The following is a 23650-nucleotide window of genomic DNA, read 5'->3' as shown; positions in this document are numbered from 1 at the left end:
GGAATGGCGCACATGTGTCACGGAGCGCGGCCTACCGCAGGCCGCCCGTGCCCGTGGAGCCGGTCCGGGCCGGACAGCGTGGTGTCCGGCCCGGACTCATGAGTGGGTCAGGAGCCTTCGGCGGCCAGCTCGGTGCGGATCTCGCGGGCGGCGGTGACGAGGTTCTCCAGGGAGGCCCGGGTCTCGGGCCAGCCGCGGGTCTTCAGGCCGCAGTCGGGATTGACCCACAGCCGCTCGGCCGGAATCGCCTCAAGTCCCTTACGGAGCAGCCCTGCCGCCTCTTCGGCGCTCGGGACGCGCGGGGAGTGGATGTCGTAGACGCCGGGGCCGGCTTCGCGGAGGTAGCCGTGCTCGGCCAGTTCCCGCGCTACCTGCATATGGGAGCGGGCGGCTTCCAGGCTGATGACGTCCGCGTCGAGGGCGTCGATGGCCTGGACGATGTCGCCGAACTCCGCGTAGCACATGTGGGTGTGGATCTGGGTGTCCGGCCGCACGCCGCTGGTGGTCAGGCGGAACGCCTCGGTCGCCCAGTCCAGGTAGGCGGCGTGCTCGGCGGCGCGCAGCGGCAGCGTCTCGCGCAGTGCGGGCTCGTCGACCTGGATGACCGAAGTGCCCGCCGCCTCCAGGTCGTTCACCTCGTCGCGCAGGGCGAGCGCCACCTGGCGGGCGGTGTCGCCGAGCGGCTGGTCGTCGCGGACGAAGGACCAGGCCAGCATGGTGACCGGGCCGGTGAGCATGCCCTTGACCGGCCGTTCGGTGAGCGACTGGGCGTAGGAGGTCCAGCGCACCGTCATCGGCTCGGGGCGGGAGATGTCCCCGGCCAGGACCGGCGGGCGCACATAGCGGGTGCCGTACGACTGCACCCAGCCGTGCTGGGTGGCCAGGTAGCCGGTCAGCTGCTCGGCGAAGTACTGCACCATGTCGTTGCGCTCGGGCTCGCCGTGCACCAGGACGTCGATCCCGGCCTTCTCCTGGAAGGCGAGGACCTCCCGGATCTCGTCCTTGATCCGCTCCTCGTAGCCGTCCGTGTCGATCCGCCCGGCCCGCAGATCGGCCCGGGCCGTGCGCAGCTCGGTGGTCTGCGGGAACGAACCGATCGTCGTCGTGGGCAGCAGCGGCAGTCCGAGGTGCGCGCGCTGGGCCGCGGTCCGTTCGGCGTACGGCTGGGAGCGGCGCCCGTCGGCGTCGGTGACGGCCGCGGTGCGGGCCCGTACCGCGGGATCGTGCGTGAGAGCGGACCCGGCCCGGGAGGCGAGGTCGGCGCGGTTCGCGGCGAGTTCGCCGGCGATGGCCTCCGTGCCCTGGGTCAGACCGCGCGCCAGAACGGCGATCTCCCGCGTCTTCTGGCGGGCGAAGGCGAGCCAGCGGGCGATCCCCGGGTCGATGTCGCGTTCGGCGGTGGCGTCCAGCGGTACGTGCAGCAGCGAGCAGGAGGCCGAGACATCGACGCGGTCGGCGAGACCGAGGAGCGTGCCGAGCGTGGACAGCGACTTCTCGTAGTCGTTGATCCAGATGTTGCGCCCGTTGACGACGCCCGCGACCAGGCGCTTGCCCGGCAGTCCGCCGGCCGCGGCGAGGTCCTGGAGGTTGGCGGCGCCCGACTCGGTGAAGTCGACGGCCAGGCCCTCGACCGGCGCCTTGGCCAGGACGGTCAGCGCGTCGCCGAGACGGCCGAAGTACGAGGCGACCAGGAGCTTCGGCCGGTCGGTGGCCGCGCCGAGCTCACGGTAGGCGCGGGCGGCGGCATTCAGCTCGGCCGGCGTGCGGTCCTGGACCAGGGCCGGCTCGTCGAGCTGCACCCACTCCGCACCCGCCGCCCGCAGGTCGGCGAGGACCTCGGCGTAGACGGGCAGCAGCCGGTCGAGCAGGGTCAGCGGCTCGAAGTCCGCGGCCACCCCCGGGGCGGGCTTGGCCAGCAGGAGATAGCTGACCGGCCCGACGAGGACCGGGCGGGCGGCGTGCCCGAGCGCGAGGGCCTCCGTCAGCTCCGCGACCTGCTTGCCGGAGTCAGCGGTGAAGACGGTGTCCGGGCCGAGCTCGGGGACCAGGTAGTGGTAGTTGGTGTCGAACCACTTGGTCATCTCCAACGGGGCGACATCCTGGGTCCCCCGCGCCATCGCGAAGTAGCCGTCCAAGGCGTCGGCGCCGACCGCCGCGCGGTGCCGCTCGGGGACGGCGCCGACCATGACACTGGTGTCGAGGACATGGTCGTAGTACGAGAAATCACCGGACGGCACTTCGTGGATGCCGGCGTCGGCCAGCTGCCGCCAGTGGGAACGGCGCAGATCTTCCGCGGTCTGCCGGAGGGCGTCGGCGCTGACGCGGCCCTTCCAGTAGCCCTCGATGGCCTTCTTCAGTTCCCGGTGCTGTCCCTGGCGGGGGTAGCCGTACACGGTGGCCCGTGCTGCCGCGGCTGCGGGCTTCGCTGTCACGGAACTCTCCTTCGCGAGATGTCTCGTTCGGTGTCCCGGAGACGGAACGAGAGCGCGAAGGAACGACCCATCGGGCGGACCGCGCCGCTGTGCCGTCGCGTATGCCGCTCGATATGTGCGCCGACCCGCCCACGAGGTCACCGGGATGGCCGCACGCGATCGGTCGCGTGCGGGCAACGGGCAGGTCTTCGGACTCGCGGGCCCGTCTCGTACGCGTACGAGACACCTACTGGCCGTCGCTTCCCAGACCCGGCCGGGCCCAGTGCGTATGACGGCGTTCGTTCCCACTCACCGCTGCGGGGCAGTCCCGGATTCCCACCGGGTTCCCTCTTACGACGCTCCCGCCTGGCGGACGGGGCGAACCAGCTGCACCGGTCACCCTAGAGGACGGCCGCGCCCCCGCACTACACCGGCCGGGGGCGCGCGCTCACCGGCCGCGGGCGTGGTCGACGGCGGCCGCGGCCAGTCCGGTGATCAGCGGGTGGGCCCGGGTGCCGTTACCGTCCAGCTCGGGTTGGAAGAGCGTGGCCAGGAAGAAGGGGTGGGTGGGCAGTTCGGCGATGCGGATGTCGCCGGATTCGTCGATGCCGGTGAACGTCAGGCCGTGTTCACGCAGGAGGTCGAGGTGCTGGGGGTTGGGGCCGTAGTTGCAGTGGTAGCGCGCCTGTGCGCGCTCGACGCCGAGCAGGCGGGCGGCCCGGGAGCCGGGGGTGATGCTGACGGTGCCCTCGTGACCGACCAGGGAACAGGCCAGCGGGAGGACCACGGCGTCCGCGTCGGCGATTTCGGGGTCGTTCTCGGCGTGGCCGGCGTGCGTCATGCCGCATACGGTGCGGGCGAACTCCAGCAGCGTGTGCTGGAAGCCGCCGCAGGTCCCCAGGAAGGGAATGCCGCCTTCGCGTGCCGTGCGGATCGCTGCCAGGACGCCGCTCTCGCTGCGGTAGGGGCTGCCCGGCAGGACCCAGATCGCGTCGAAGCCGTCCATGTCCTGGTCGGTGTCCTCGGTGGGGATCCAGTAGGCGTCCAGGTTCAGCCCGTCGCGTCGGCGCAGCGCTTCGAGCAGGCCGGGGATGCGGGTGTGGGAGCGGACGGCGTCGGAGCGGTCCCCGACCAGGGCGATGCGTGCGGTGTGGTTCATGGCGACGATCCTGCAACCCCACCCTGCATCAGGTCCAACGATGATCTCTGCACTCCGCATAAGCAATGCTGATGCATAAGCGATACTGGCGCACATGGATCCGCATCTGCTGCGCACCTTCGTCGCGGTCCTCGACCACCGCTCGTTCTCCGCCGCCGCCTCGGCCCTCGGCTACACGCAGTCCGCCGTCTCCCAGCACATCGCCGCCCTTGAAGCCGACCTGGGTGCCCGGTTGGTCGAACGCCGCCCCGTGGCTCCCACGCCGGCCGGAGCGCGACTGATGGAGCACGCCCCCGCCGTGTTGCTGCGCCTGGACGCCGCTCGCGCCGACCTCGCCCGCCTGCACCACCCCCACACCACTCGGCTGACCCTCGCCTGCTCGCCCGCCGCCCTCGGCCCCGCCGTCGCGCAGGCCCTGGCCCATCTGCACGTCACCGCACACCCGTTGGAGCTCGAGGTGCGCATGCTGGGCCGGGAAGCGGTGCTCGAGGACGTGCTCACCGGGCGCGCCGACCTGGGCCTCGTCGACGGCGCCGCCGCCCCCAGCGACCCGCTCCCGCTTCCCGACCTCGGGCCCACCACCACCCTCGCCGCAGCCGAAGAGCCCCTGGCCGTGCTCTTCCCCCGCGACCATCCCCTGGCGCGGCGCCGTTCGGTGCGTCTGACCGATCTGACGCAAGCTCAGTGGATCGACGCCCCCGACACCGCCATCCCCCTCGACCGACTGCGCGCCGTCTGCCGCACCGACGGCTTCCGCCCTCGCATCCGCCACCGCGGCACCGACCTGCACGGCCTCGCCGCGCTTGCCACCGCCGGCCTCGGCCTCGCCGCCCTCCCCCTGCCGCTGGCCGCCACGCTCGGCGGCGCAGCCGTACCGGTGGAAGAGCCCCGCCTCGTACACCGCACCGAACTCGTCCACCCCACCAACGCCGCCGGTCCGGCCCGACAGTTGGCCGACCTCATCACCGGATGACGGCGGTCGCGCCGGCCGCGTAGCAACGGCATGGCGACGCCGTCTCTCTCTCTCACCTATCGATGGCTGTCAGTTCTTGACCGGGACGACGGACATCAGCCCGCTGAAGTACGTGACCGGTACGGTGTCCGTCTTGTTGGTGGTCGTTCCGCTGCTGGTCGAGGACGTCTCGGACGAGGTGAGACCCGCGCCGAACGAAATGACCTTGTCGAAGCTGGCGTTGATCTGCCCCGACACCGCCTTCTCCAGGCCCTGCTGCCGGATCTGCTGCTCGCTCAGCGTCACCGAGGTGAACTTGACCTCCCGTTGGATCGAGAAGACGTAACTGCGCTGGGTGGGATCCAGACCGGCGAGCGTCACCTTGCCGACCAGATGGGTGGTGATCAGGATGCCGGGAGGTGTCCCGGTGGTGGCCGGGTTGCCCGCCATGGCGGAGGAGTAGATCGAGGGGTAGGTCACCCAGTGGGTGGACGAGCCGTCGACGACGACGTCCAGGGGTTTGTTCGCGGCGACCTTGCCGTTGAGGATGACGCTGGGCGCCGCGGGCACCACATTGTCCTGGCTGAGCACCGGCTTGCCGTCCTGGAAGATCGCGATGGCGAACCTGCCGCGCTCCCAGTCCGCCTCGCTGGGGCCGAAACTGACCGGGGCGAAGCTGAACACGAACGACCGGTTGTCCGAGCCGATCGGCACGGGCGGCCGGGGAGTGGGGCGGGGCGCCGGAGCGGGCGGCTTCGGCGTGCCGGAGCCGCCGTCGCCGGAGCCGGTTTGCGTACCGGGCCCGGTCGTACCAGGGGTGCCGCCCGGGTGGGGGTCCGTTCCGCCGGCACCGCCGGTTCCCGGGGGTGTGGTGCCTCCGGTTCCGGTGCCGCCGCCCGGGGTGCCGCCGCCGGACGGAGCGCCGCCGGTTCCCGTGCCGGGAGCGCCGGTTCCCGTACCGCCGCCCGTTCCGGTTCCCGCCGTCGAGCCGGTGCCGGGCGCGCCGGGGTTCTTGCCCGCGAGGCCGGCCGCATTGCTCGCGAGCGAGGTCAGCAGCGCGGCGATCTCCTTCTGCATCGACATATCGCGGAAGATGTCGCCCTGGCCGAGGAGTTGCAGGGCGGCCGCCATGCCCACGGGGTCCGGGGCCTGCGGCGGCTGGACGATGGTCACCGACGAGGCGGGCAGCCCCGAGGGCGTCGTGGCGACGACCACCTCCCGGCTCCCCGTGGACACCGGAGCGATCGCCGGGGCGCTGTCCGGGTCGGGCGACTTCTGCCAGTCCCAGAACCGGGTGTTGTCGATGACCTCCGCGGAATTGCAGTGGCCGAGTTTGGCCTCGGCGAAGACTCCCCGGGTCGGCAGGCTGATCAACTGCTCGCTGCGGGCGGGATCCACCTCGGGAAGGCGCACCTGTCCCTCGTCCGAGTCGTCGAACAGGGCGGGGTCGAGCGGGAAGGCCGTAGAGTCCCCGAGCACTTCCAGGGCCCGGTTCTCGACGGCCTGGAACAGCGGGCGCGTGGTGCCCCCGACGGTGAGGCGGCTGCCCGCCAGCTCCGTCCACCGGGCATTGGGATCCTCGCCGAGCCGGATCAGCCGGTAGTAGTGCTCGCGGTTCTGCACCAGGTGCCTGCGCAGCCGGATGCGCAGCAGGTTCTCCTCATCGCTGAGCCGCTGGAACGGGCTCGGCGCGGGCGCGGGCTCCGGCGCCTGACGGACCGCCAGCGCCCAGGTCGTGGACGGCTTCTGGAACAGCTTGCCGCCGGGCTCGTCGACCAGCAGGTGGGTGATGCCCGCGGTGTCCACGGCCGTGACGACCAGATGCTCCACCGCGACGTCGTCGTTCCTGCCCTCGGTGTGGGGTGGGGTCAGGGTCACCGAAATCGTGCGCAGATCCCGCCAGTTGACGCGCTCGTCGGGCCTGGGGGCACCGGCGAGATCGACCAGGGCGTGGGTGTGCTGGAAGTCGCCGGGGTTCTGCAGATGGGTCGGATCGGGGTCCCAGTCGCTGTGCTGCGGGCGGACGAGATTCGTGACCTTCTGGCCGCCGTCCGGCGCTCGCTGGGTCAGGGTGACCGTCGTCGGCACCCGGTCCTGGAAGCTGGACAGGTCACCGATGGTGAAGCGGAACTGGAAGAGGATGAACTCGACGCTGCCCGGGTCGGGCGGCACCGGGACCTCGGGCTGGAGTTCCTGCCAGGCTGCGTACTTCTCCACCGCGTCGAATCCGCCGGCCAGCTGGGGATCGAGCAGCCCGGCCTGCAGCAGGCGGCGGTAGCGGACGATGACCAGCTCGTCGTCGAGGTTCGGGGACGCGGCGGGCAGCAGGACGGCCGGACGCACCGTGCCGCGCTCGACGAGCACCCGGAAGTGCCGCAGTACCTCGTAGTAGAGCAGGGTCATCGCATGCGCGTGATTGTGGTTGCGCACGGTCCGCGTCTGCGCGGTGGAGTTCTCCGTCTGCCGGGACTGCACGACCACCGTGCTGCGCATATCGCGTACGGAGGTGGAGTGCTGGCGGATCTGGTCGTGCAGGTTCTGCACGGTGTCCGCCGAGACGCTGCGGTCGCCGGTCGTCGTGGCGTAGCCGCCGCCGATCGCGGCGGAGCCGCCGAACATGCCCATCGACGCCGCCCCCGCCGCGCCGGCCATCACCGAGCCGCCGCGCTGCCACTCGTTGACGGCGCCCTTGACCACCTCGTCGACCGTCCGGTCGCGGGTGAGGGCATGCTCCAGGTCGTCCGTGAGGGCGATGTCCTCCAACCGGCTGTCCGTCGAGGTGCGCGACCAGTCCACGACCGCGAGCTGCACCTGCTCGCCCGGTGCCAGCGGCAGGCTGTACGTGACCTGGCCGAGCCCGTGCCCGACGGGGATCCAGGTGACGTCGTAGCTGATGACCAGCGCGATCGGCACCGGCAAGCCGGAGGTGCCGTCGGAGGTGCCGCCGCCGTCCCCGGCCCGTGCCGCGTACCGGGCACCGTAGTCCAGGTTCGCCAGAAGATGCGGGACGGTCACGATCTGGTGCACCTGGTACTGCTGGGTGGCCACATTGGAGGGCAGCAGGGTCTCGCAGCCGTCCTGACCGATGAGTTCGGCCGGTACGTAGGCGAAGGAGGCCGGCGAGAGATACCAGTCGAGGAGCGAGGGCGACTGCATCGCCGGGAAGCCGCCGGCGGAGCCGGTGAAGACACCGCCGCGGTCCACGCCGAGCCGCAGGACCAGTGCCTGCGCCCGTTCGTCGGCCTCGGCCAGGACGTCCACCGCGCTCTGCAGCGGACCGCCGAGGTAGAGCCACACATGGGTGAGCCGGACCTCGGCGGTGGACCCGTCGGGCCGCTCGGCCAGTTGCAGCACCTGCCGCCACAGCGGCGCCAGGTCCCACGACAGGTATCCGGCGTGGTCGCTGCCGAGGAGCCCCAGCGGGATACGGACCGTGTCCCCGGCGCGGGTGGCATGCGCCTCCTCACCGCCGGATCCCTCCTCGGTGACGGTCAGTTGGGCTTCGAGGAAGGCCAGCGCCCCGGAGACGGGGCCGCCGGTCCTGTTGTCGGAGAGAAAGACACAGCAGCGGGCAGGCCTGCCGGTGTCGTCGGTCGGAAGTGCGATGTCCATGGTTCCCCCCATGACCTCGCGCCTGAACACAAGAGCCCTGACGGCGGGCGGACAGGCGACGGGAGGAACGTAGCGTAAGGAGGCCCGATCACTTCTCGAACTTCTTGTGGAGTGTTTGGAGAGAGCGTGCAGGCCGTGAACGGCCCGCGACCGAGCCGTTCAGGTCGGCCGAGGCCGTCCGGGACAGGCGGCGTCGGTAAGATCACATGCCTATGGACGCGCGCGCAGGAAACGAGATGGTCGCCATCCCGCCGGGGGAGGTAACGCTGTCGGACCGGCGGACACAGCGCAGCTGGTCGGTCGAACTCGCGCCGTACCAACTCGCAATGTTCCCGACGACCCAGGCACTGTACGCACAGATCACCGGCCGGCGGCCGAGCGCCGCCACTGGGGACCGGCTGCCCGTCGAGGGCGTTTCCTGGTGGGACGCCATCCGGTTCTGCAACGTGCTGTCCCAACACGACGGATTCACCCCGGCCTACCACCTCCACGCCGACGGCGAAGACATCGAGTGGGACGCATCCGCCGACGGGTACCGGCTGCCGACCGAGGCCGAGTGGGAGCACGCCTGCCGCGCCGGTACGACCGGACCGCATTACGGGCCGCTCGACGAGATCGCTTGGCACCGGGGCAACTCAGGCGAGCGCATCCACGACGTGGGCGGCAAACGGGCCAACCCGTGGGGACTTCACGACATGCTGGGCAACGTCTGGAACTGGTGCTGGGACATCTATGACGCCGAGGTCTACGGCGCCTACCGAGTGCTACGCGGCGGCGGCTGGTTCGACGAGCACTGGAGCTGCCGGGCCTCCGCGCGGCGCCGCAGCCACCCGAGCTTCCAGGTCGACGACGTAGGTTTTCGCCTCGCGCGTTCCGTCGTGTGCTGAACGGCGTCGTACGCCGATCCGCGTCATACCTTGGGGTCGGTCCGCAACGACCGGCGCGATCCGGTCAGTTGGCGATGCCGAGGCCGAAGGCGTCCAGGACCTGCTCGGCCAGCTGCTCCGCCCGGTCCGGCGGCAGGTACCCGTCCACGATCATCTGTGAAAGGCCGTAGACGACCGCCTGGCCGGCCAGTCCCACGACCGCGGGGTCGCCGGGGCGCAGCACACCGGCCTTCTGGTCGGCGACGATGATGTCGGTGAAGAGCCGCTCGATGTCGGAGAGCCGCTGCTGCAGTTCGGCCGGCTGACTGCCGCCGAAGACTCGGCTTCTGATCAGCTCGAAGCGGTGCGGGTGACGGATCGCGAACCGGACGAAGCCCAGGCCGAGCGCGCGCATCACGGAACCCTCGACGTCCGCGACCATGCCGAGCTGCCACTCCCCGAAGTCGGCCAGGATGCGGTCGGCGACCGCCGTCAGCAGCGCCTGCCGATCGGCGAAATGCCGGAACGGCGCCCCCGGCGACACCCCTGCCCGGCGCGCGACTTCACGGACGGTCACCCGCTCCATCCCGCGCTCGTCCAGCAACTCGATCGCCGCGGCGGTGAGCGCGGCAGGGAGATCGCCATGGTGATAACCAGCGCGCTCGGAGGACTTGCCCTTCATGTACGCAGTGCTACCACACGCGGGCGCGCGACCGCCCGGCGCATCGTGTGCCGAGCGGGCCGCCGCTCCAGCGCTCTTCATCGTCGCCGGTCGACGTCCGCGGGCAGGGAGGGAAGGCGCAGGTGGGCGAGGTCATCGGGGGCCGGGGTGGTGTGGGGCCACAGGGGGGTGGTGTCGGCGTCGTCCGTCGCGGGCGCATCGGTCAGGCGCATGCGCTCGCGCAGCCTGCCGTAGAAGTCGGTCGGTCCGAGCCGTGCGACGCGCAGGCGCTGGGGAGCCGCGTAGACGCCGACCCAGTCTCCCGGGTCCAGGACGCCGCGCAATTGGCCGTCGATGCTGACCGCCGCGCGGCCGGAATGGTCCAGGACGCGGAGCACGACCGCCTCGTCGGGGGCGGCGACCACCGAACGGTTGAAGGTCATGTGCGGAGCGACCGGGGTGAAGACGATGGCGTCCGCACCAGGGGAGATGACGGGGCCGCCGGCGGCGAAGCTGTAGGCGGTGGAACCGGTGGGCGTGGCGACCAGGACCGCGTCGGCGGAGTAGGAGGCGAGCAGTCGGCCCGAGAGGTACACGCCGAGGGAGACCTGCCGGTCGCGCGCCAGTTTCTCCAGGACGATGTCGTTGAGGGCCGTGACGTTCAGGGCCACCCCCCAGTCCAGGGCGACGGCACACTCGGAGCGCACCAGCGGAGGCGGCAGCGCGGGACCCCGGCCGTAGCGCAGGAGGGCATCCATCCCCTCGGGGAGTTCCAGGGGACAGGACGCCCGCATCGTCAGCATCAGACGGGTCTCGATGTCGGCCCGGCCACGATGGATGGTGTCCAGCGCGCACTCGACGCCGTCGGCCGGGACCTCGGTCAGAAAGCCGAGGGTGCCCAGGTCGACACCGAGGACGAGCGCGTCGTTCTGTGCGGCCAGCCGCGCTCCGCGGAGGAAGGTGCCGTCTCCGCCGAGCGTGACGATCAGGTCGGGGCTGCCGGCGGCTTCGACCTCGTCCAGCGCATCCCGCCGTTCCTCGTCCGGACTCCACACATCGATGGCGACGCAGCCGACGTCCTGGCGTCCGCACCACCGGCGGACGACGTCGGCGACCGCCACCGCGGCGGGACGTCCCCCGTGGACGACGAGGCCAACCCGTTGCACGCTCACGCAGCACCCTCTCTCTCCGGATGCCCTGCTCGCCCGCCGCTGCGGGGACCCGGTCGAACCCCGTCCCGACGCACCCACCGCCCCGGACACCGGCACTCCGAAGCCCTGATGCCTATTTGGGCATATTTGTCCACCCTTCCGGGTCATCTTAACGGGCGCCCCGGTCTCCACGGGGACGGCGGCTCACGCCATGCGGCCGGCGGAAGGCCCCGCCGTGTCCGGTGCGAGGCGGGTGAAGGAGACCGGGAGGCGTTCCGGGCCGCGCAGGATGGCGTTCTCCCGGTAGGGCGGGGGATCGGCGACCAGGCGGGGGGACTCCAGGCGGCGGGCGAGTGCCGTCAGGGCGATCTGTGCTTCGGCGCGGGCGAGGGTGGCGCCGATGCAGTAGTGGATGCCGCCGCCGAATCCGAGGTGGGTGTTGTCGGTGCGGTCGGGTACGAACCGGTCCGGGTCCGCGAAGCGCCGCGGGTCGCGGTTGCCGGCGGCGAGGAGCAGGCGGACGCGGGAGCCCTTGGGGATGGTGGTGCCGGCGATGTCGATGTCGGCCAGGGTGCTGCGTCCGGACATCTGCACCGGCGGGTCGTAACGCAGCACCTCCTCCACGAGCGGAGTGACGAGATCGGGGTCGGTGCGCAGCCGGGCGAGGGCTTCGGGGTGGCGCAGGAGGGCGAGGGTGCCGTTGGCGATGAGATTGACGGTGGTCTCGTGGCCGGCGATGAGCAGCAGGCCGAGCGTGACGCGGAGGTCCACGGGGTCCATGGGGCCCTCGGAATCCTGGCCGTGCATCAGGCCGGAGAGCAGGTCGTCGCCCGGGGCGGTGTCGTGCCGTGTGATGAGTCCTTCGAGGTACTGCTGCAACTCCGTGCGCGTCTGCTGGAGTTCGCGGATCTCGTCCTCGGTCTGGGTGTCGATGGGGTCCAGGCCCCGGGTGAGCCGGCGGGCGAGGCTGCCGAAGAGGGATTCGTCCTCGCGTGGCACGCCGAGCAGTTCACAGATGACGGTGACGGGCAGGGGGTAGGCCAGGTCGGCGACGACGTCCAGCTGTCCCGGACGTTCGCTGGTGTGCGCGTCGAGCAGCCCGGTGACGAGTGCGTCGATGTGGTCGCGCATGCCCATGACGCGGGGGACGAACTGCTGGGTGACCAGGCGGCGCAGCCGGTCGTGCTGGGGCGGGTCCTCGACCAGCAGGCTCTTGCGGATCGGCCGCTGTTGCGGCGGGGGGAGCCGGTCGGCGCTGATGCGCGGGTCGTGCAGCAGCAGGCCGATCTCGCGGTGGCCGCTGACCATCCAGGTGTCGTTGTCCATGCGGACGACCGGCTGCCGGAGCAGCTGCTCGTAGAAGGGGTAGGGGTCGGCGCGGTGCTCGTAGCGGAGGGCCTGGGCGAACAGCTCCGAGGCCGGGTGCTGGTGGGTGGCCGAGGCCGGGGTCGAAGTCATGGTGGATTCCCTCACTCGTGTCCGGACAGGACGGACGGGGTGGGCGGGACGGACGTGGGCGACGGGATGGCCGGACGACCCGGTGCGGGGGCGGCGGGCCGGGGGAACGCGGGGTCGCGCGGATCGAGCCGGTCCGGTCCGTCGGTGGCGTTGAGTACCGGCGGGAAGGGCGCTTGGGCCTCGATGAGGGCGGCGTATCCGTCCAGCACGCGGGGGGAGTCCACCGCGACGGCGGCGACCAGACGACCGCGTCGACCGTAGGCGGCCACGAACCGCCGCTGGTCGAGCGAGCCCTGGGTGACGACGACCTGATCGGCCAGGGCGGGCAGCCCCACGCACTTGAGGTTGACGCCGAACTGGTTGGACCAGAACGCCGGCAGGGGCTGGTGGGGACGGGGCGCCCGCGACCCGTGGATCATGTTGTGTGCGGCGGTCCGGGCCTGCGCGACGGCGTTGTCCCAGTGGTCCAGGCGCAGCAGCTGCCCGGGGTAGAGGGGGTGCGGCCAGCGGGCGACGTCGCCCGCGGCGAAGACGTCCGCCACGGGTGTGCCGTCGTCGGCCAGGGCCCGGCAGGAGTCGTCGCACACCACCCCGCGGGCATCGGCGGCCAGCCCGGAGCCGGTCAGCCACTCGGTGTTGGCGAGGGCGCCGGCGGCGACCACGGCCACCTCGGCCGCCACCCTCGTGCCGTCGGAGAGGGCGGCCCGCCGCAACCGGCCGTGGGCGTCGCCCTCCAGGGCCCGGACCGTGGTGCCGAGCCGCAGATCCACCCCGGCGTCGCGGTACCAGCGGGTCACGGCGCCGCCGATCGCGCCGCCCAGCGCACTTGCCAACGGGGAGCCGCCGCGCTGGGTCACGGTCACATCGAGGCCCAGGTCGCGGCAGGCCGAGGCGACCTCGCCGCCGGTGAAGCCGGCGCCGATCACCAGCACCCGGTCCGGCCCCGCGGCCAGCGCCGCGCGCAGCCGGTCGGCGTCGTCGCGCGACCGCAGCAGATGCACCCCGTGCAGGGCACCGCCCTGCTGCTCGGGCCAGGGCCGGGAGCGGGTGCCGGTGGCGATCAGCAGCCGGTCGTACGGCACCTCGCGTTCGTCCGCCAGCAGCACCCGGCGTCCGGCCAGGTCGACGCCGGTCGCGGGGGTGCCGAGCAGCCACCGGGTGTCGATGTTGCGCGCCCGGGGCAGCGCGGTGCGATCGGTGGGCAGTCGGCCGGACAGGACCGCCTTCGACAGCGGCGGACGGTCGTAGGGCGCGTACGGTTCGTCGCCGATGAGCGTGAGCTCACCGTCGAACCCCTCGTCGCGCAGCGCCTCGGCGGCGCGCAGGCCGGCCAGGGAGGCGCCGACCACGACGATGCGCTCGGGGCCGTTCACCGTGCACGCTCCGGGGCCAGGGGCGCGGGCTCGGTGGCCCTGCCCAGAGCGATGGCTTGTACCGGACACGCCGCGGCGGCCCGCTCGACCTCGCGGCGGGTACGGGGATCGGGCGCGTAGTCGTACTCCAGCGCCTCCTCACCGTGGAACCGGAAGACGTCCGGTGCGGCGTAGACGCACTGTCCGTAGCTCTGGCATCGGTTCAGATCCACGACGAGCCGGAGCTCGTCGGGGGGCGGATCGGTGGGCATCTCTTCGCTCTCCTCCCAGGTCAGCGGGGGTTCGGCGGCTCCTGCGGCGGTTGTCGGGCGTCGCCTCGCGACGGGCCCTGCGGCGTCGATCGCATCCGCCATTCAGATAGCAACCACTATTTGGACTGTACACGCTATCGGCGCGTTGACATAGTGCCCACTATGCGAATAGCATCGTCAATATGAGCACCGATCACGAGGGACCCGCACGGCAGCGGCTCACCCGCGCAGAGGCCAAGGCCCGCACTCGGCGACTGCTGCTGGATGCGGCGGCCCGGGTCTTCGCCCGCAAGGGCTTCGCCGGCGCCTCGGTGGAGGAGATCGCCGAGTCCGCGGGCTTCTCCATCGGCGCGCTGTACTCCAACTTCGGCGGCAAGGAGGCCCTCTTCCTGGAGCTGATGGCCGAGCGCGGTCTGGGTCGCGTCGCCGAGGCCGCCCAGACCCTCGACCGTCACGAGGCGGGCACCGGGGAGGCCGCCGCCGAGCTGGGCCGTCTGCTGGTGCACGTCGCCGACAAGGACACCGACTTCGCGCCGCTCCAGGCCGAGTTCTGGCTCTACGCCGTACGCAATCCGCACGTCCTCGACACGATGGCCAGTGCCTTGCGCGAACCGCGCCAGGCGCTGGAGGGCCTGATCGACGCCTGGCTCGCGGAGCAGGGCGCGCCCGCCGAGGTCCCCGCCGACTCCGTGGCCACGGTCGTGGCGGCGCTGTTCCAGGGGCTGGTGCGCCTGCGGCGGGTCGATCCCGACAGCGTGCCCGAAGAACTCTTCGGCCAGGCCCTGCAATGGCTGTTCAGCGGCATCGGCGCAAGCCCCGCGCCGGCCCGCCCCACCGACCAGGACTGACCGACACGGCGTCCCGGACCGCCCCGCTCCGCCACCGGCGGCGGGAGCCCCCGCGCGCCGCCGCCACGGCAGAGTCCCGGATCGCTCGCAACTCCTCCCGCAAGGAGCCACTCTCGTGAACCCGCAACGGCGATCAGCTGCCCAGGGCGTCCGCAGAGGCTACGCCGTGGCCGGTGTGGTCCTCGCCTTCATGTGGCTGGGGGAGGGCAATGAGCCGGCCTGGGCCCACGCGGTGCGTGCCGCCTTCCTCCTGATGCTCATCCCGCCCCTGCTCCTGCGGACCAACCGCCGCCTCACCACCGCGTTCTACGAGTCCCCGCACCCTCGCCGGGCGCTCGCACGGCTGATCGCCGCCCGGATCCTCATCGTCTCGGCGGCCCTCGTCGCCAGTGCCGTCCTCGGTCACCTGATGGATCCGCACACCACCCACGAGAGCAGAGCGCTCGGCATCCGCGCGCTGTGCGTCCTGCTGACCGTCCCGCTGCAGATCCGCGCCGCACACCGCGCACGGGCCGGCGGCGTGCACCCCTCGTCCCGCCCCACCCTGTCGGCACCCCGGGTGATCTGCGCCAAACTGGGCCTCATCGCCGCCGCACTGCTGGCCCAGATGCTGATCGACCCTTATGTGGCCGAGGCTCAGGTGTGCATCGCCGCCGCCGTCGCCGTCACCGTGGCCGTCCTGGGCCCCAGGATCCACGCCAAGCTGCTGATCGCCCCCACTCCCCGCGCCGCCGAGCAGCGGAGTCCGGCGCGGGCGACCACCTGAACGCGCGCGGCGTCGGACCGGAAGCGCCCCGGCGCCTCAGCACATCCGCTTCTTCGATGGGGTCTTGACGGCGTACACCTCGCTGTCGTCGGACCGCCCGCCGCAGGTGACCTCGTAGCCGGTGCCGGGGGAGAAGCGGCTCATGGTGACCGCCGGCGGCTCGTTGACGCGTGCGATGCGGTACGTCTTTCCCGTCTCGCGCCTTGTCCGCCGTGTTCCGTGACGAACCCTTGTGCTCGTTTCTGTTCTGCACAACACTCTCAATGCACAGAAACGCGCACTACTGAACATGTTCGAGTCATGGTCACGACCGGTCGAGTCGAGGAGAGCAGACATGACGCAGTTCAGCCGCCGTGGATTCCTGAGCGCAGCCGTGGTGGGAGCCGCATCCATGGGTGTCGCCGTGGGCAGCAGCCGAACTACCCTCGCCCAGGCCGAAACCCCGAGGGGGCTGACCATCCAGGGGACCGAATTCCTGCTGGACGGCAAGCCGTTCCGGATCCTCTCGGGCGCGTTCCACTACTTCAGGACGCATCCCAAGGACTGGCGCGACCGGTTGACGCGGATGCGCGCCATGGGCCTGAACACGGTGGAAACCTACGTCGCCTGGAACTTCCATCAACCGCACGAGAGAAAGGCCGACTTCACCGGATGGCGCGACGTCGTCGCCTTCGTACGGACCGCGGACGAGGTCGGGCTGAAGGTGATCGTGCGACCGGGACCGTACATCTGCGCGGAATGGGACTTCGGCGGCCTGCCCGCCTGGCTCCTCAAGGACAAGGACGCGCCGCTGCGCCGTTCCGACCCCGCGTTCGAGCGAGCGGTCGACACCTGGTTCGCCGAACTCCTGCCCCGCTTCGTCGATCTGCAGGCCACGCGCGGCGGACCCATCATCGCCATGCAGGTCGAGAACGAGTACGGCAGCTACGGCGACGACCACGAGTACCTGGCACATCTGCGGGACACCATGCGGGCACAGGGCATCGACAGCCTGCTGTTCTGCTCCAACGGACCCACCCAGGAAGCGCTGGAGGCCGGCAGCCTTCCCGACCTCCTCTCCACCGTCAACTTCGACGGGGACCCCACCGGACCCTTCGCGGAGCTGCGCAAGTTCCAGCCGGACAAGCCCCTGTTCTGCACGGAATTCTGGGACGGCTGGTTCGACCACTGGGGAGAGCGGCACCACACCACCGACCCGGCGAAGACCGCCGCCGATGTGAAGAAGATCCTCGAAGCGGGAGCGTCGATCAACTTCTATATGGCGGTGGGCGGAACGAACTTCGGCTGGTTCGCGGGTGCCAATCAGAGCGGTAGCGCCTATCAGCCCACCGTCACCAGCTACGACTACGACTCCCCGATCAGCGAATCCGGCGAACTCACCGAGAAATTCCACAAGGTGCGCGAGGTGCTCGCCACCTACACCACGCCGCCGGACACGCCCCTGCCGCCCACACCACGCCGGATGCCGGCCCAGACGGTCGCCGTCCGCGACTCGGTGCCGCTGCTGGACGCCCTCGATGCGCTGAGCACGCCGGTGCGGCGTACCGCCCCCGTCCACATGGAGGCCCTCGGGCAGCCGTACGGACTGATCCACTACCGCACTCGGGTACGCGGGCCGCAGGGCACCAAGGGGCTGAGGCTCACGGAGCTGGGCGACCGTGCGCTGGTGTTCTGCGACGGCGAGCGGATCGGCACCTTCGACCGCAACCAGCCGGACCACTCCGTCGACTTCACCGTGGCCGGTGCGTCCAGCACCCTCGACCTCCTGGTGGACCCCACCGGGCGGGTCAACTTCGGCCAGGACCTCAACGACCCCAAGGGAATCAGCGGCAAGGTACTCCTCGACGACGAAGAACTGCGCGACTGGGAGATCCGCCGACTGCCGCTGGACAACCTCTCGGCTCTGAAATTCGGCAGCGAAGACACGCCGACCGGCCCCGCGTTCCACCGCGCCCGGATCCACATCGACACCCCCGCGGACGGCTTCCTCGCCTTTCCGGGCTGGGACAAGGGCATGGTCTGGCTCAACGGATTCGCGCTCGGCCGGTACTGGTCCCTCGGCCCGCAGATCACCCTGTACGCGCCGAGCCATCTGTGGCGGAAGGGGCGGAACGACCTCGTCGTGCTGGAGATGGAGCAGAAGGGGGACGAGATCGACGTACGGTCCGCGCCCGATGTCGGATAGGGCGTGTCGCGAAGCGGCGTGACGGCGGTGCCGCGGCCCCTCGCCCGGGTGCCGACCGCTTCGGTCGACGGGACGGCCGACCTCGCGCCTGCGACGCCGCCCGCCTGACCTGTGGAAACTGCATCCGCCTCGGCCGTACGGGCCGCCGGCCGGGCCCTCGTTCGGGGGGTGCGGCCGGCGGCCCTTTGTGCGGGTGCGCGCGGGTCGGGACAGACTGGGGATATGCCGGAGATGCCGGAGGTGGAGGCGCTGGGCCGGTTCCTGGAGGAGCGGCTGGCCGGGCGGGTGGTCGCGCGGGTGTACCCCGTGTCGGTGGCCGCGTTGAAGACCTATGAGCCGCCGGTGACCGCGCTGGAGGGCCGGGCGTTCGACGGGGTGGCGCGGTACGGGAAGTTTCTGGCGCTGCGGGCCGGAGAGCTGCATCTGGTGCTGCACCTGGCCAGGGCGGGGTGGGTGCGGTGGAGCGAACGACTGCCGGCGGCGCCGCCGCGTCCGGGCAAGGGGCCGCTGGCGCTCCGGGTGCGGCTCTTGGAACCCGACGGGCCGGGCTTCGACGTGACCGAGGCGGGTACCCAGAAGCACCTCGCGGTGTATGTCGTGACCGATCCCCGGGCGGTGCCGGGGATCGCGCGGCTGGGGCCCGATCCGCTGTCCGAGGGCTTCACCCGGGCGGCCTTCGCCGGGATGCTGGCGGGGGAGCGGCGGCAGATCAAGGGAGTGCTGCGGGACCAGAGCGTGCTGGCGGGGATCGGCAACGCCTACTCGGACGAGATCCTGCACGCGGCGCGGATGTCGCCGTTCAAGCTGGCCGCCACGTTGTCCGAGGACGAGGTGACACGGCTGTACGCGGTGATCGGCGCGACGCTGGGCGAGGCGGTCGAACGGGACCGCGGGCTGGCGCCGGCGGACCTCAAGGAAGGGAAGCGGAGCGGGCTGCGGGTGCATGGGCGGACCGGCGAGCCCTGCCCGGTCTGCGGGGACAGGATCCGCGAGGTGTCGTTCAGCGACTCGGCGCTGCAGTACTGCGCCACCTGCCAGACCGGCGGAAAACCCCTGGCCGACCGGCGGCTGTCCCGGCTGCTGAAGTAGCCCGGGGCCCGAGCCGGCACCGGGCAGCCGACTTCGGAACCGTTGCGCCTTCCCGGCCGACCTCGCCGCCGCCCGGGAACTGCTGCAACGCGTCATCGAGCAGGTGCGCCGGTACGACGAGGGTGCACCGGCGACCCTCATTGCATCAATAGGGAGCGTATGCAATTATTGATCACGCTCACAAAGAGCGCATGCAGCTAATTGATTCCCTGGCCCAAGCTCGGCGCCCTCATCAGCAGCGCCTGAACTTCAACGACATCAACAGATGGGTGCCCCGCTCGGCGTGAGGGGTCTGGTGCGGGCCGGTTCCCCCGGCGCCCGTGCCGACCGCGCCTGAATCTCCGACCCGAACCTTCAGCGTCTCAACCGCCCGCGACTGAAAGGCCGCAACCGCCATGACGTACACGACCGTTCACGTCCCGATCTCCGGCGGTGACAGCGCCGTCAATTGTCTGGTCACCGGCTCGGGACCGGCCCTTGTGTTGGTGCACGGGACCGGTGCTACCCCCGAGGGCAACTGGGGGCCGGTGATCGACGCCCTCAAGGGCCGCTACACCATCGTCGCCCCGACCCTGTCCGGCTCGGGCGCCACCATCGACACCGGCTCACCACTGACCGTCGACGACCTGATCGCCCAGGTGCTGGGCGCCGTGGACGCGGCGGGTCTGGACGCCTTCCACCTGGCCGGGCACTCCCTGGGGGCGACAGTCGCAGCCGCTGTCGCCGGAGCGCATCCCAAACGGGTGCGCTCTCTCTTCCTACACGCGGGCTGGGCGGTGACCGACCCGTGGCAGGAGTTCCAGTTCGGCCTGTGGCAGCGGCTGTTGCGCACGGACAAGGACCTGCTCTCGCGGGTGCTGCAGGTCACCGCGATTGGTGCCGGGACGCTCGCCAGGCGCCGGATCGAGGACTTCGAGCAGGGCGTAGCCGGCTTCAACGAGCTGTTCGACGCAGAAGGCATGGCCCGCCAGTCCGAGCTGAACACCCGGGTGGACATCACTGCGGCACTGGCCCGGATCACCGCGCCCACCCTGGTCGTGTCCGGATCCCAGGACCTGATCGTCCCGCCGCACCACCAAAAGGAGTTGGCGGACGCCATCGCCGGTGCCCGCTACGTGGTGCTGGACAGCGGGCATGCGCTGCCCTTCGAGCTGCCCGAAGTGTTCGCCCATACCCTGACCGACTTCGTGGACCGGCACCAGGCGGACACCGCCAGCGCTCCGGCCGCCTGAGACTCAGCTTCCCCTGCCCGCGTGCCACATCGTCACGCAGTCCCGCCAGCGACGAACTCGATCGCGGGCATCTTCCTGTGGTCCGCCCGGTGATCCAAACGAAACGACCTAGCGGCCGGCTTCCCGGCTTTCGGGCCGCGCCGCCCGCCTCCGTCACGCGCCGGGGGCCGGGGGTGCCGAAGGCGGTGCGGAGTGGACCCGCGCCCGGTACTTGGGGATGCGGACGGTGATCTTCATTCCGGCGCCGACCGCCGTCTCGATCACCAGGCCGTGGCCGTCCCCGTACACCTGGCGCAGCCGCTCGTCCACATTGCGCAGCCCGATGCCCGTCGACGGGCCGCCCTCGCCGCGCAGGATCTTCCGGAGCCGGTCCGGGTCCATCCCCACGCCGTTGTCCTCGATGCTCACCCGCGCCTCGGCCCCGACGTCGTCCGCGGTGATCGTGACCCGGCTGCGCTCCACGGAGTCCTCCAGCCCGTGCTTGACCGCGTTCTCGACGAGCGGCTGCAGGCAGAGGAACGGCAGTGCCACCGGCAGCACTTCGGGGGCCACCTGCAAGGTGACCTCCAGCCGCCTCCCGAACCGCGCCCGGACGAGTTCCAGGTACTGCTCGATCGACCGCAGCTCCTCGGCCAGGGTGGTGAAGTCGCCGTGCCGGCGGAAGGAGTATCGGGTGAAGTCGGCGAATTCCAGGAGGAGTTCGCGGGCGCGTTCGGGGTCGGTGCGGACGAAGGAGGCGATGGCGGCGAGCGAGTTGTAGATGAAGTGCGGCGAGATCTGGGCGCGCAGGGCCCGGATCTCGGCCTCGATGAGCCTGGTCCGGGCGCGGTCCAGCTCGACGAGTTCCAGCTGGACCGACACCCAGCGCGCCACCTCGTTGGTGGCTCTGACCAGAACGGCGGACTCCCGCTCACCGAAGGCCGCCAGCGTCCCCAGAACCCCGTCGTCGACCGTCAGCGGCGCGACCACCCCCCAGCGCACGGGGCACTTCCCGTCGTCGCAGGAGACGGGGAAGGCCTGGCTTCGGCCGGTCCGCAGGACCTCGGCGACCTGCTCCATCGCCGCGTCCCGGTGGTGGCCGCCCGCCCCGTCCCAGGCGAGCACGGACTCCCGGTCGGTGAGGGCGAGCGTCTGGGTGCCCAGCAGGGGGCGCAGCCGCCGCACCGCCTTGCGGGCCGTGTCCGGCGTCAGCCCGGCGCGCAGCGGGGGAGCGGCGAACGACGCCGTGTGCAGGGTGTGGAAGGTCGCGCGTTCGACGGGCGTGCCGACGTCGCCGCCGTCCTCCGGCCGCCGGCGGCGCGCCAGGAGGAAACCGGCGGCCGCGCCCACCGCCAGGAGCAGCAGCCCTCCGACGGCGAGTGCCGCGCCGCCGAGGGCGCTCATCGGCCGGATCCCGAAGGCATCGGGTGAGGCGTGCGCATCTTCGCGCTCCTTCAGGGGCTCATGGGACGGGACCGCAGTCCCTCGGGCAGGTGGAGGCGCGCCATGGTGGCGTCCGTGCTCGCCGGGATCCTGGCGCGGGTGGCCAGGGAGACGAGCACCATCGTGAGGAAGCCGAGCGGCACCGACCAGACGGCCGGCCAGGCCAGCAGCGTGTGGGCCCAGCCCGACGCCGGACCGCCGACGATCGTCACCGCGACCGCGGTGAGCGCCGCCCCGCCGCCCGTCACCAGCCCGGCGACCGCGCCCGGCGGAGTCAGCCCGCGCCACCAGATGCCCAGGACGAGCAGCGGACAGAAGGAGGAAGCGGAGACCGCGAAGGCCAGCCCCACGGCGTCGGCGACCGGCAGATCGCTGACCGCCGCGTTCGCCGCGGTGGGCACTGCGATGGCGAGTACGGTCGCGAGCCGGAAGTGCCGTACGCCGAGCGAGGGCAGCACGTCCTGGGTGAGCACACCGGCGACCGACATCGTCAGCCCGGAGGCCGTGGACAGGAACGCCGCGAAGGCACCGCCCGCGAGCAGCGCGCCCAGCAGGTCCCCGCCCAGGCCCCCGATCATCCGCCCGGGCAGCACCAGGACGGCCGCATCCGTGTTCCCGGTGAGCAGCAGGTCGGGCGCGTACAGGCGGCCCAGGACTCCGTAGACCGGGGGCAGCAGATAGAACGCGCCGATCAGCATCAGGACGATCACCGTCGTCCGCCGCGCGGCCCGCCCGTCGGGGTTGGTGTAGAACCGCACCCCGACGTGCGGCAGCCCCATCGTGCCGAGGAAGGTGGCGAAGATCAGCCCGTACGTGGCGTACAGCGGATGCTCCTCGCGGCTGCTGGAGAGCGGCTCGGCCCAGCTCGACGCGGTGTCCGCGCGATGCGGGCCGGTCGCCCGCGCGGGCACCTCGGCGCCCGCGCGGAAACCGAGCGTGGTCCCGCCGCCGATGCGGTACGTGCCCGGGGCCAGGTCCACCGCAGCCTCGCGGTACGGCCGGCCGTCGACCGTGCCGGACACCGTGAGGTGCAGCGGCTCCCGGATCCTGAGGCGGACGGTGTCGGCCACCCGCACCTGTGTGGGCCGGCGGAACGACGGCGCCTCGTCGATGGCGGTCGACGGACCGGCGTCCCCGAGCCAGGCGAGCACCAGGAACACCGCGGGCACCAGGAGCGCGGTCAGCTTGAGCCAGTACTGGAAGGCCTGGACGAAGGTGATGCTGCGCATCCCGCCCGCGGCGACCGCCACCGTCACCACGACGGCGACCAGCAGTCCCCCCAGCCACCGCGGTGAGCCGGTCAGCAGACCGAGGGTCAGCCCGGCGCCCTGCAGCTGCGGCAGGAGGTAGAGCCAGCCGACCCCCACGACGAGCGCGCTGGCGATGCGGCGCACCGCCCGGGAGTCGAGCCGGCCCTCGGCGAAGTCCGGCAGCGTGTAGGCGCCGGACCTGCGCAGCGGAGCCGCGACGAAGAGCAGCAGGACCAGATAGCCCGCGGTGTATCCGACGGGGAACCAGAGCATGTCCACACCCTGGGCGAGCACCAGACCCGCGATGCCCAGGAACGAGGCCGCCGACAGGTATTCACCGCTGATGGCGGCCGCGTTGAGCCGTGGCGGAACGCTGCGCGAGGCGACGTAGAAGTCGGAGGTGGTGCGGGAGATGCGCAGCCCCAGCGCCCCGATGAGCACCGTGGCGAGGACGACCACGGAGACGGCCGCGATGCCGTACGTCTGGTTCACCGGGCGGCCCCGGCTCCCGGTATCGGCACCGCTCAGGAACCGTCGGCGAGTTCGGCGAAGGCCGCTTCATTGCGCTCCGCGCGGCGGATGTACCAGCGCGCGACCACCACGAGCGCCGGGTAGGCGGCCACGCCCAGGATCCCCCAGGCCAACACGCCGCCGCCGGGCCAGCCGCCGTGGGCGGGCAGCAGCGGGAGGAGCAGGGGCAGCAGGCCCAGCAGAAGCGTCAGGGCGGCCGATCCGAGCAGTGCCGCGCGTAGTTGACGACGCATCAGGTCACGGAGGTGCGGGTCGCCCGTCGCCGAACGCGCGCCGTACGGGGTGCTCTCCCACGCAGTGGCGGCCGGACGCACGGCCGATCCGCGCGCGCTCTGCGGCTCGCCGGTGACCACCTCACGCCGGGGGACCGCATCCGCACCCATCCGCCCCTCCGACCCAGTGTGCTGATCACGTCGCCGTGAGTGTACGCAGC

The 23650-nt window shown here is 71.7% G+C and carries 18 protein-coding genes and 1 riboswitch; of the genes, 7 read left to right on the top strand and 11 right to left on the bottom strand.

Features of this window, described 5'->3' with window-relative positions; translation table 11 throughout:
- Positions 1-107: 107 nt before the first annotated feature.
- Both metE and ACIGWZ_RS15690 read right to left on the bottom strand, forming a co-directional pair.
- The gene (gene metE, locus ACIGWZ_RS15695) at positions 108-2432 is read right to left on the bottom strand and encodes a 5-methyltetrahydropteroyltriglutamate--homocysteine S-methyltransferase (protein ID WP_400064757.1); all 2325 of its coding nucleotides are present in this window, start codon (positions 2430-2432) and stop codon (positions 108-110) included.
- A gap of 182 nt (positions 2433-2614) precedes the next feature.
- Positions 2615-2765: riboswitch (cobalamin riboswitch) on the bottom strand.
- A gap of 94 nt (positions 2766-2859) precedes the next feature.
- Positions 2860-3570 carry a hypothetical protein gene (locus ACIGWZ_RS15690; protein ID WP_400064755.1) on the bottom strand — a complete coding sequence of 237 codons (711 nt, stop codon included), beginning with the start codon at positions 3568-3570 and terminating at the stop codon, positions 2860-2862.
- 94 nt (positions 3571-3664) lie between these two features.
- On the opposite strand from ACIGWZ_RS15690, the gene ACIGWZ_RS15685 reads away from it, so the two are divergent.
- Positions 3665-4543, top strand: coding sequence for a LysR family transcriptional regulator (locus ACIGWZ_RS15685; RefSeq protein WP_400064753.1), 879 nt, complete (start codon positions 3665-3667; stop codon positions 4541-4543).
- A gap of 69 nt (positions 4544-4612) precedes the next feature.
- Here ACIGWZ_RS15685 and ACIGWZ_RS15680 read toward each other — a convergent pair whose 3' ends face one another.
- On the bottom strand, positions 4613-8134 hold the full coding sequence (locus ACIGWZ_RS15680; protein WP_400064751.1) for a hypothetical protein: 3522 nt from the start codon (positions 8132-8134) through the stop codon (positions 4613-4615).
- A 212-nt stretch (positions 8135-8346) separates the two neighbouring features.
- Between ACIGWZ_RS15680 and ACIGWZ_RS15675 the strand changes: the two genes are divergently transcribed.
- A complete protein-coding gene (locus ACIGWZ_RS15675) occupies positions 8347-9021 on the top strand; it encodes a formylglycine-generating enzyme family protein (RefSeq protein ID WP_400064749.1) in 675 nt (224 codons plus the stop codon).
- 64 nt (positions 9022-9085) lie between these two features.
- On the opposite strand, the gene ACIGWZ_RS15670 is transcribed toward ACIGWZ_RS15675, so the two are convergent.
- The 5 genes from ACIGWZ_RS15670 to ACIGWZ_RS15650 form a co-directional block, all read right to left on the bottom strand.
- Positions 9086-9682, bottom strand: a complete 597-nt coding sequence (locus ACIGWZ_RS15670; protein WP_400064747.1) for a TetR/AcrR family transcriptional regulator — start codon at positions 9680-9682, stop codon at positions 9086-9088.
- A gap of 77 nt (positions 9683-9759) precedes the next feature.
- On the bottom strand, positions 9760-10833 hold the full coding sequence (locus tag ACIGWZ_RS15665; RefSeq protein WP_400064744.1) for an NAD(+)/NADH kinase: 1074 nt from the start codon (positions 10831-10833) through the stop codon (positions 9760-9762).
- A 183-nt stretch (positions 10834-11016) separates the two neighbouring features.
- The gene (locus ACIGWZ_RS15660) at positions 11017-12270 is read right to left on the bottom strand and encodes a cytochrome P450 (RefSeq protein ID WP_400064742.1); all 1254 of its coding nucleotides are present in this window, start codon (positions 12268-12270) and stop codon (positions 11017-11019) included.
- Positions 12271-12281: 11 nt separating this feature from the next.
- Positions 12282-13643, bottom strand: a complete 1362-nt coding sequence (locus ACIGWZ_RS15655; protein ID WP_400064740.1) for an NAD(P)/FAD-dependent oxidoreductase — start codon at positions 13641-13643, stop codon at positions 12282-12284.
- Positions 13640-13894, bottom strand: a complete 255-nt coding sequence (locus ACIGWZ_RS15650) for a ferredoxin (RefSeq protein WP_400064738.1) — start codon at positions 13892-13894, stop codon at positions 13640-13642. Before ACIGWZ_RS15650 ends, ACIGWZ_RS15655 begins: the two co-directional genes overlap by 4 nt.
- Positions 13895-14076: 182 nt before the next feature.
- Between ACIGWZ_RS15650 and ACIGWZ_RS15645 the strand changes: the two genes are divergently transcribed.
- From ACIGWZ_RS15645 to ACIGWZ_RS15625, 5 genes are all read left to right on the top strand, one after another.
- Positions 14077-14742, top strand: coding sequence for a TetR/AcrR family transcriptional regulator (locus tag ACIGWZ_RS15645; RefSeq protein WP_400064736.1), 666 nt, complete (start codon positions 14077-14079; stop codon positions 14740-14742).
- Positions 14743-14857: 115 nt separating this feature from the next.
- Complete coding sequence (locus ACIGWZ_RS15640) at positions 14858-15508, top strand: hypothetical protein (RefSeq protein ID WP_400064734.1); 651 nt, start codon at positions 14858-14860, stop codon at positions 15506-15508.
- Positions 15509-15842: 334 nt separating this feature from the next.
- The gene (locus ACIGWZ_RS15635) at positions 15843-17693 is read left to right on the top strand and encodes a beta-galactosidase family protein (RefSeq protein ID WP_400064732.1); all 1851 of its coding nucleotides are present in this window, start codon (positions 15843-15845) and stop codon (positions 17691-17693) included.
- Positions 17694-17915: 222 nt separating this feature from the next.
- Complete coding sequence (locus ACIGWZ_RS15630) at positions 17916-18782, top strand: Fpg/Nei family DNA glycosylase (RefSeq protein ID WP_400064730.1); 867 nt, start codon at positions 17916-17918, stop codon at positions 18780-18782.
- A 395-nt stretch (positions 18783-19177) separates the two neighbouring features.
- Complete coding sequence (locus ACIGWZ_RS15625) at positions 19178-20014, top strand: alpha/beta fold hydrolase (RefSeq protein WP_400064728.1); 837 nt, start codon at positions 19178-19180, stop codon at positions 20012-20014.
- A 153-nt stretch (positions 20015-20167) separates the two neighbouring features.
- On the opposite strand, the gene ACIGWZ_RS15620 is transcribed toward ACIGWZ_RS15625, so the two are convergent.
- From ACIGWZ_RS15620 to ACIGWZ_RS15610, 3 genes are read right to left on the bottom strand one after another with little or no spacing between them, the layout of a single operon-like run.
- Positions 20168-21397 carry a sensor histidine kinase gene (locus ACIGWZ_RS15620; RefSeq protein ID WP_400064726.1) on the bottom strand — a complete coding sequence of 410 codons (1230 nt, stop codon included), beginning with the start codon at positions 21395-21397 and terminating at the stop codon, positions 20168-20170.
- Positions 21398-21447: 50 nt separating this feature from the next.
- A complete protein-coding gene (locus tag ACIGWZ_RS15615; RefSeq protein WP_400064724.1) occupies positions 21448-23178 on the bottom strand; it encodes a cation acetate symporter in 1731 nt (576 codons plus the stop codon).
- Between the two features lie 32 nt (positions 23179-23210).
- On the bottom strand, positions 23211-23600 hold the full coding sequence (locus ACIGWZ_RS15610; protein ID WP_400064722.1) for a hypothetical protein: 390 nt from the start codon (positions 23598-23600) through the stop codon (positions 23211-23213).
- Positions 23601-23650: the final 50 nt, after the last annotated feature.

The sequence above is a fragment of the Streptomyces sp. NPDC053427 genome (assembly GCF_044544985.1).
In the GTDB taxonomy this organism is placed as follows: domain Bacteria; phylum Actinomycetota; class Actinomycetes; order Streptomycetales; family Streptomycetaceae; genus Streptomyces.
The sequence above is the reverse complement of the archived record's forward strand: the minus strand, read 5'-3'. Positions and strand labels throughout refer to the sequence as shown.

Coding starts and splice junctions, on each gene's coding strand:
- ACIGWZ_RS15685 (WP_400064753.1), top strand. CDS start 3,665: ATGGATCCGCATCTGCTGCGCACCTTCGTCGCGGTCCTCGACCACCGC.
- ACIGWZ_RS15670 (WP_400064747.1), bottom strand. CDS start 9,682: ATGAAGGGCAAGTCCTCCGAGCGCGCTGGTTATCACCATGGCGATCTC.
- ACIGWZ_RS15620 (WP_400064726.1), bottom strand. CDS start 21,397: ATGAGCGCCCTCGGCGGCGCGGCACTCGCCGTCGGAGGGCTGCTGCTC.
- ACIGWZ_RS15690 (WP_400064755.1), bottom strand. CDS start 3,570: ATGAACCACACCGCACGCATCGCCCTGGTCGGGGACCGCTCCGACGCC.
- ACIGWZ_RS15635 (WP_400064732.1), top strand. CDS start 15,843: ATGACGCAGTTCAGCCGCCGTGGATTCCTGAGCGCAGCCGTGGTGGGA.
- ACIGWZ_RS15660 (WP_400064742.1), bottom strand. CDS start 12,270: ATGACTTCGACCCCGGCCTCGGCCACCCACCAGCACCCGGCCTCGGAG.
- ACIGWZ_RS15645 (WP_400064736.1), top strand. CDS start 14,077: ATGAGCACCGATCACGAGGGACCCGCACGGCAGCGGCTCACCCGCGCA.
- ACIGWZ_RS15650 (WP_400064738.1), bottom strand. CDS start 13,894: ATGCCCACCGATCCGCCCCCCGACGAGCTCCGGCTCGTCGTGGATCTG.
- ACIGWZ_RS15675 (WP_400064749.1), top strand. CDS start 8,347: ATGGACGCGCGCGCAGGAAACGAGATGGTCGCCATCCCGCCGGGGGAG.
- ACIGWZ_RS15625 (WP_400064728.1), top strand. CDS start 19,178: ATGACGTACACGACCGTTCACGTCCCGATCTCCGGCGGTGACAGCGCC.
- ACIGWZ_RS15630 (WP_400064730.1), top strand. CDS start 17,916: ATGCCGGAGATGCCGGAGGTGGAGGCGCTGGGCCGGTTCCTGGAGGAG.
- ACIGWZ_RS15680 (WP_400064751.1), bottom strand. CDS start 8,134: ATGGACATCGCACTTCCGACCGACGACACCGGCAGGCCTGCCCGCTGC.
- ACIGWZ_RS15610 (WP_400064722.1), bottom strand. CDS start 23,600: ATGGGTGCGGATGCGGTCCCCCGGCGTGAGGTGGTCACCGGCGAGCCG.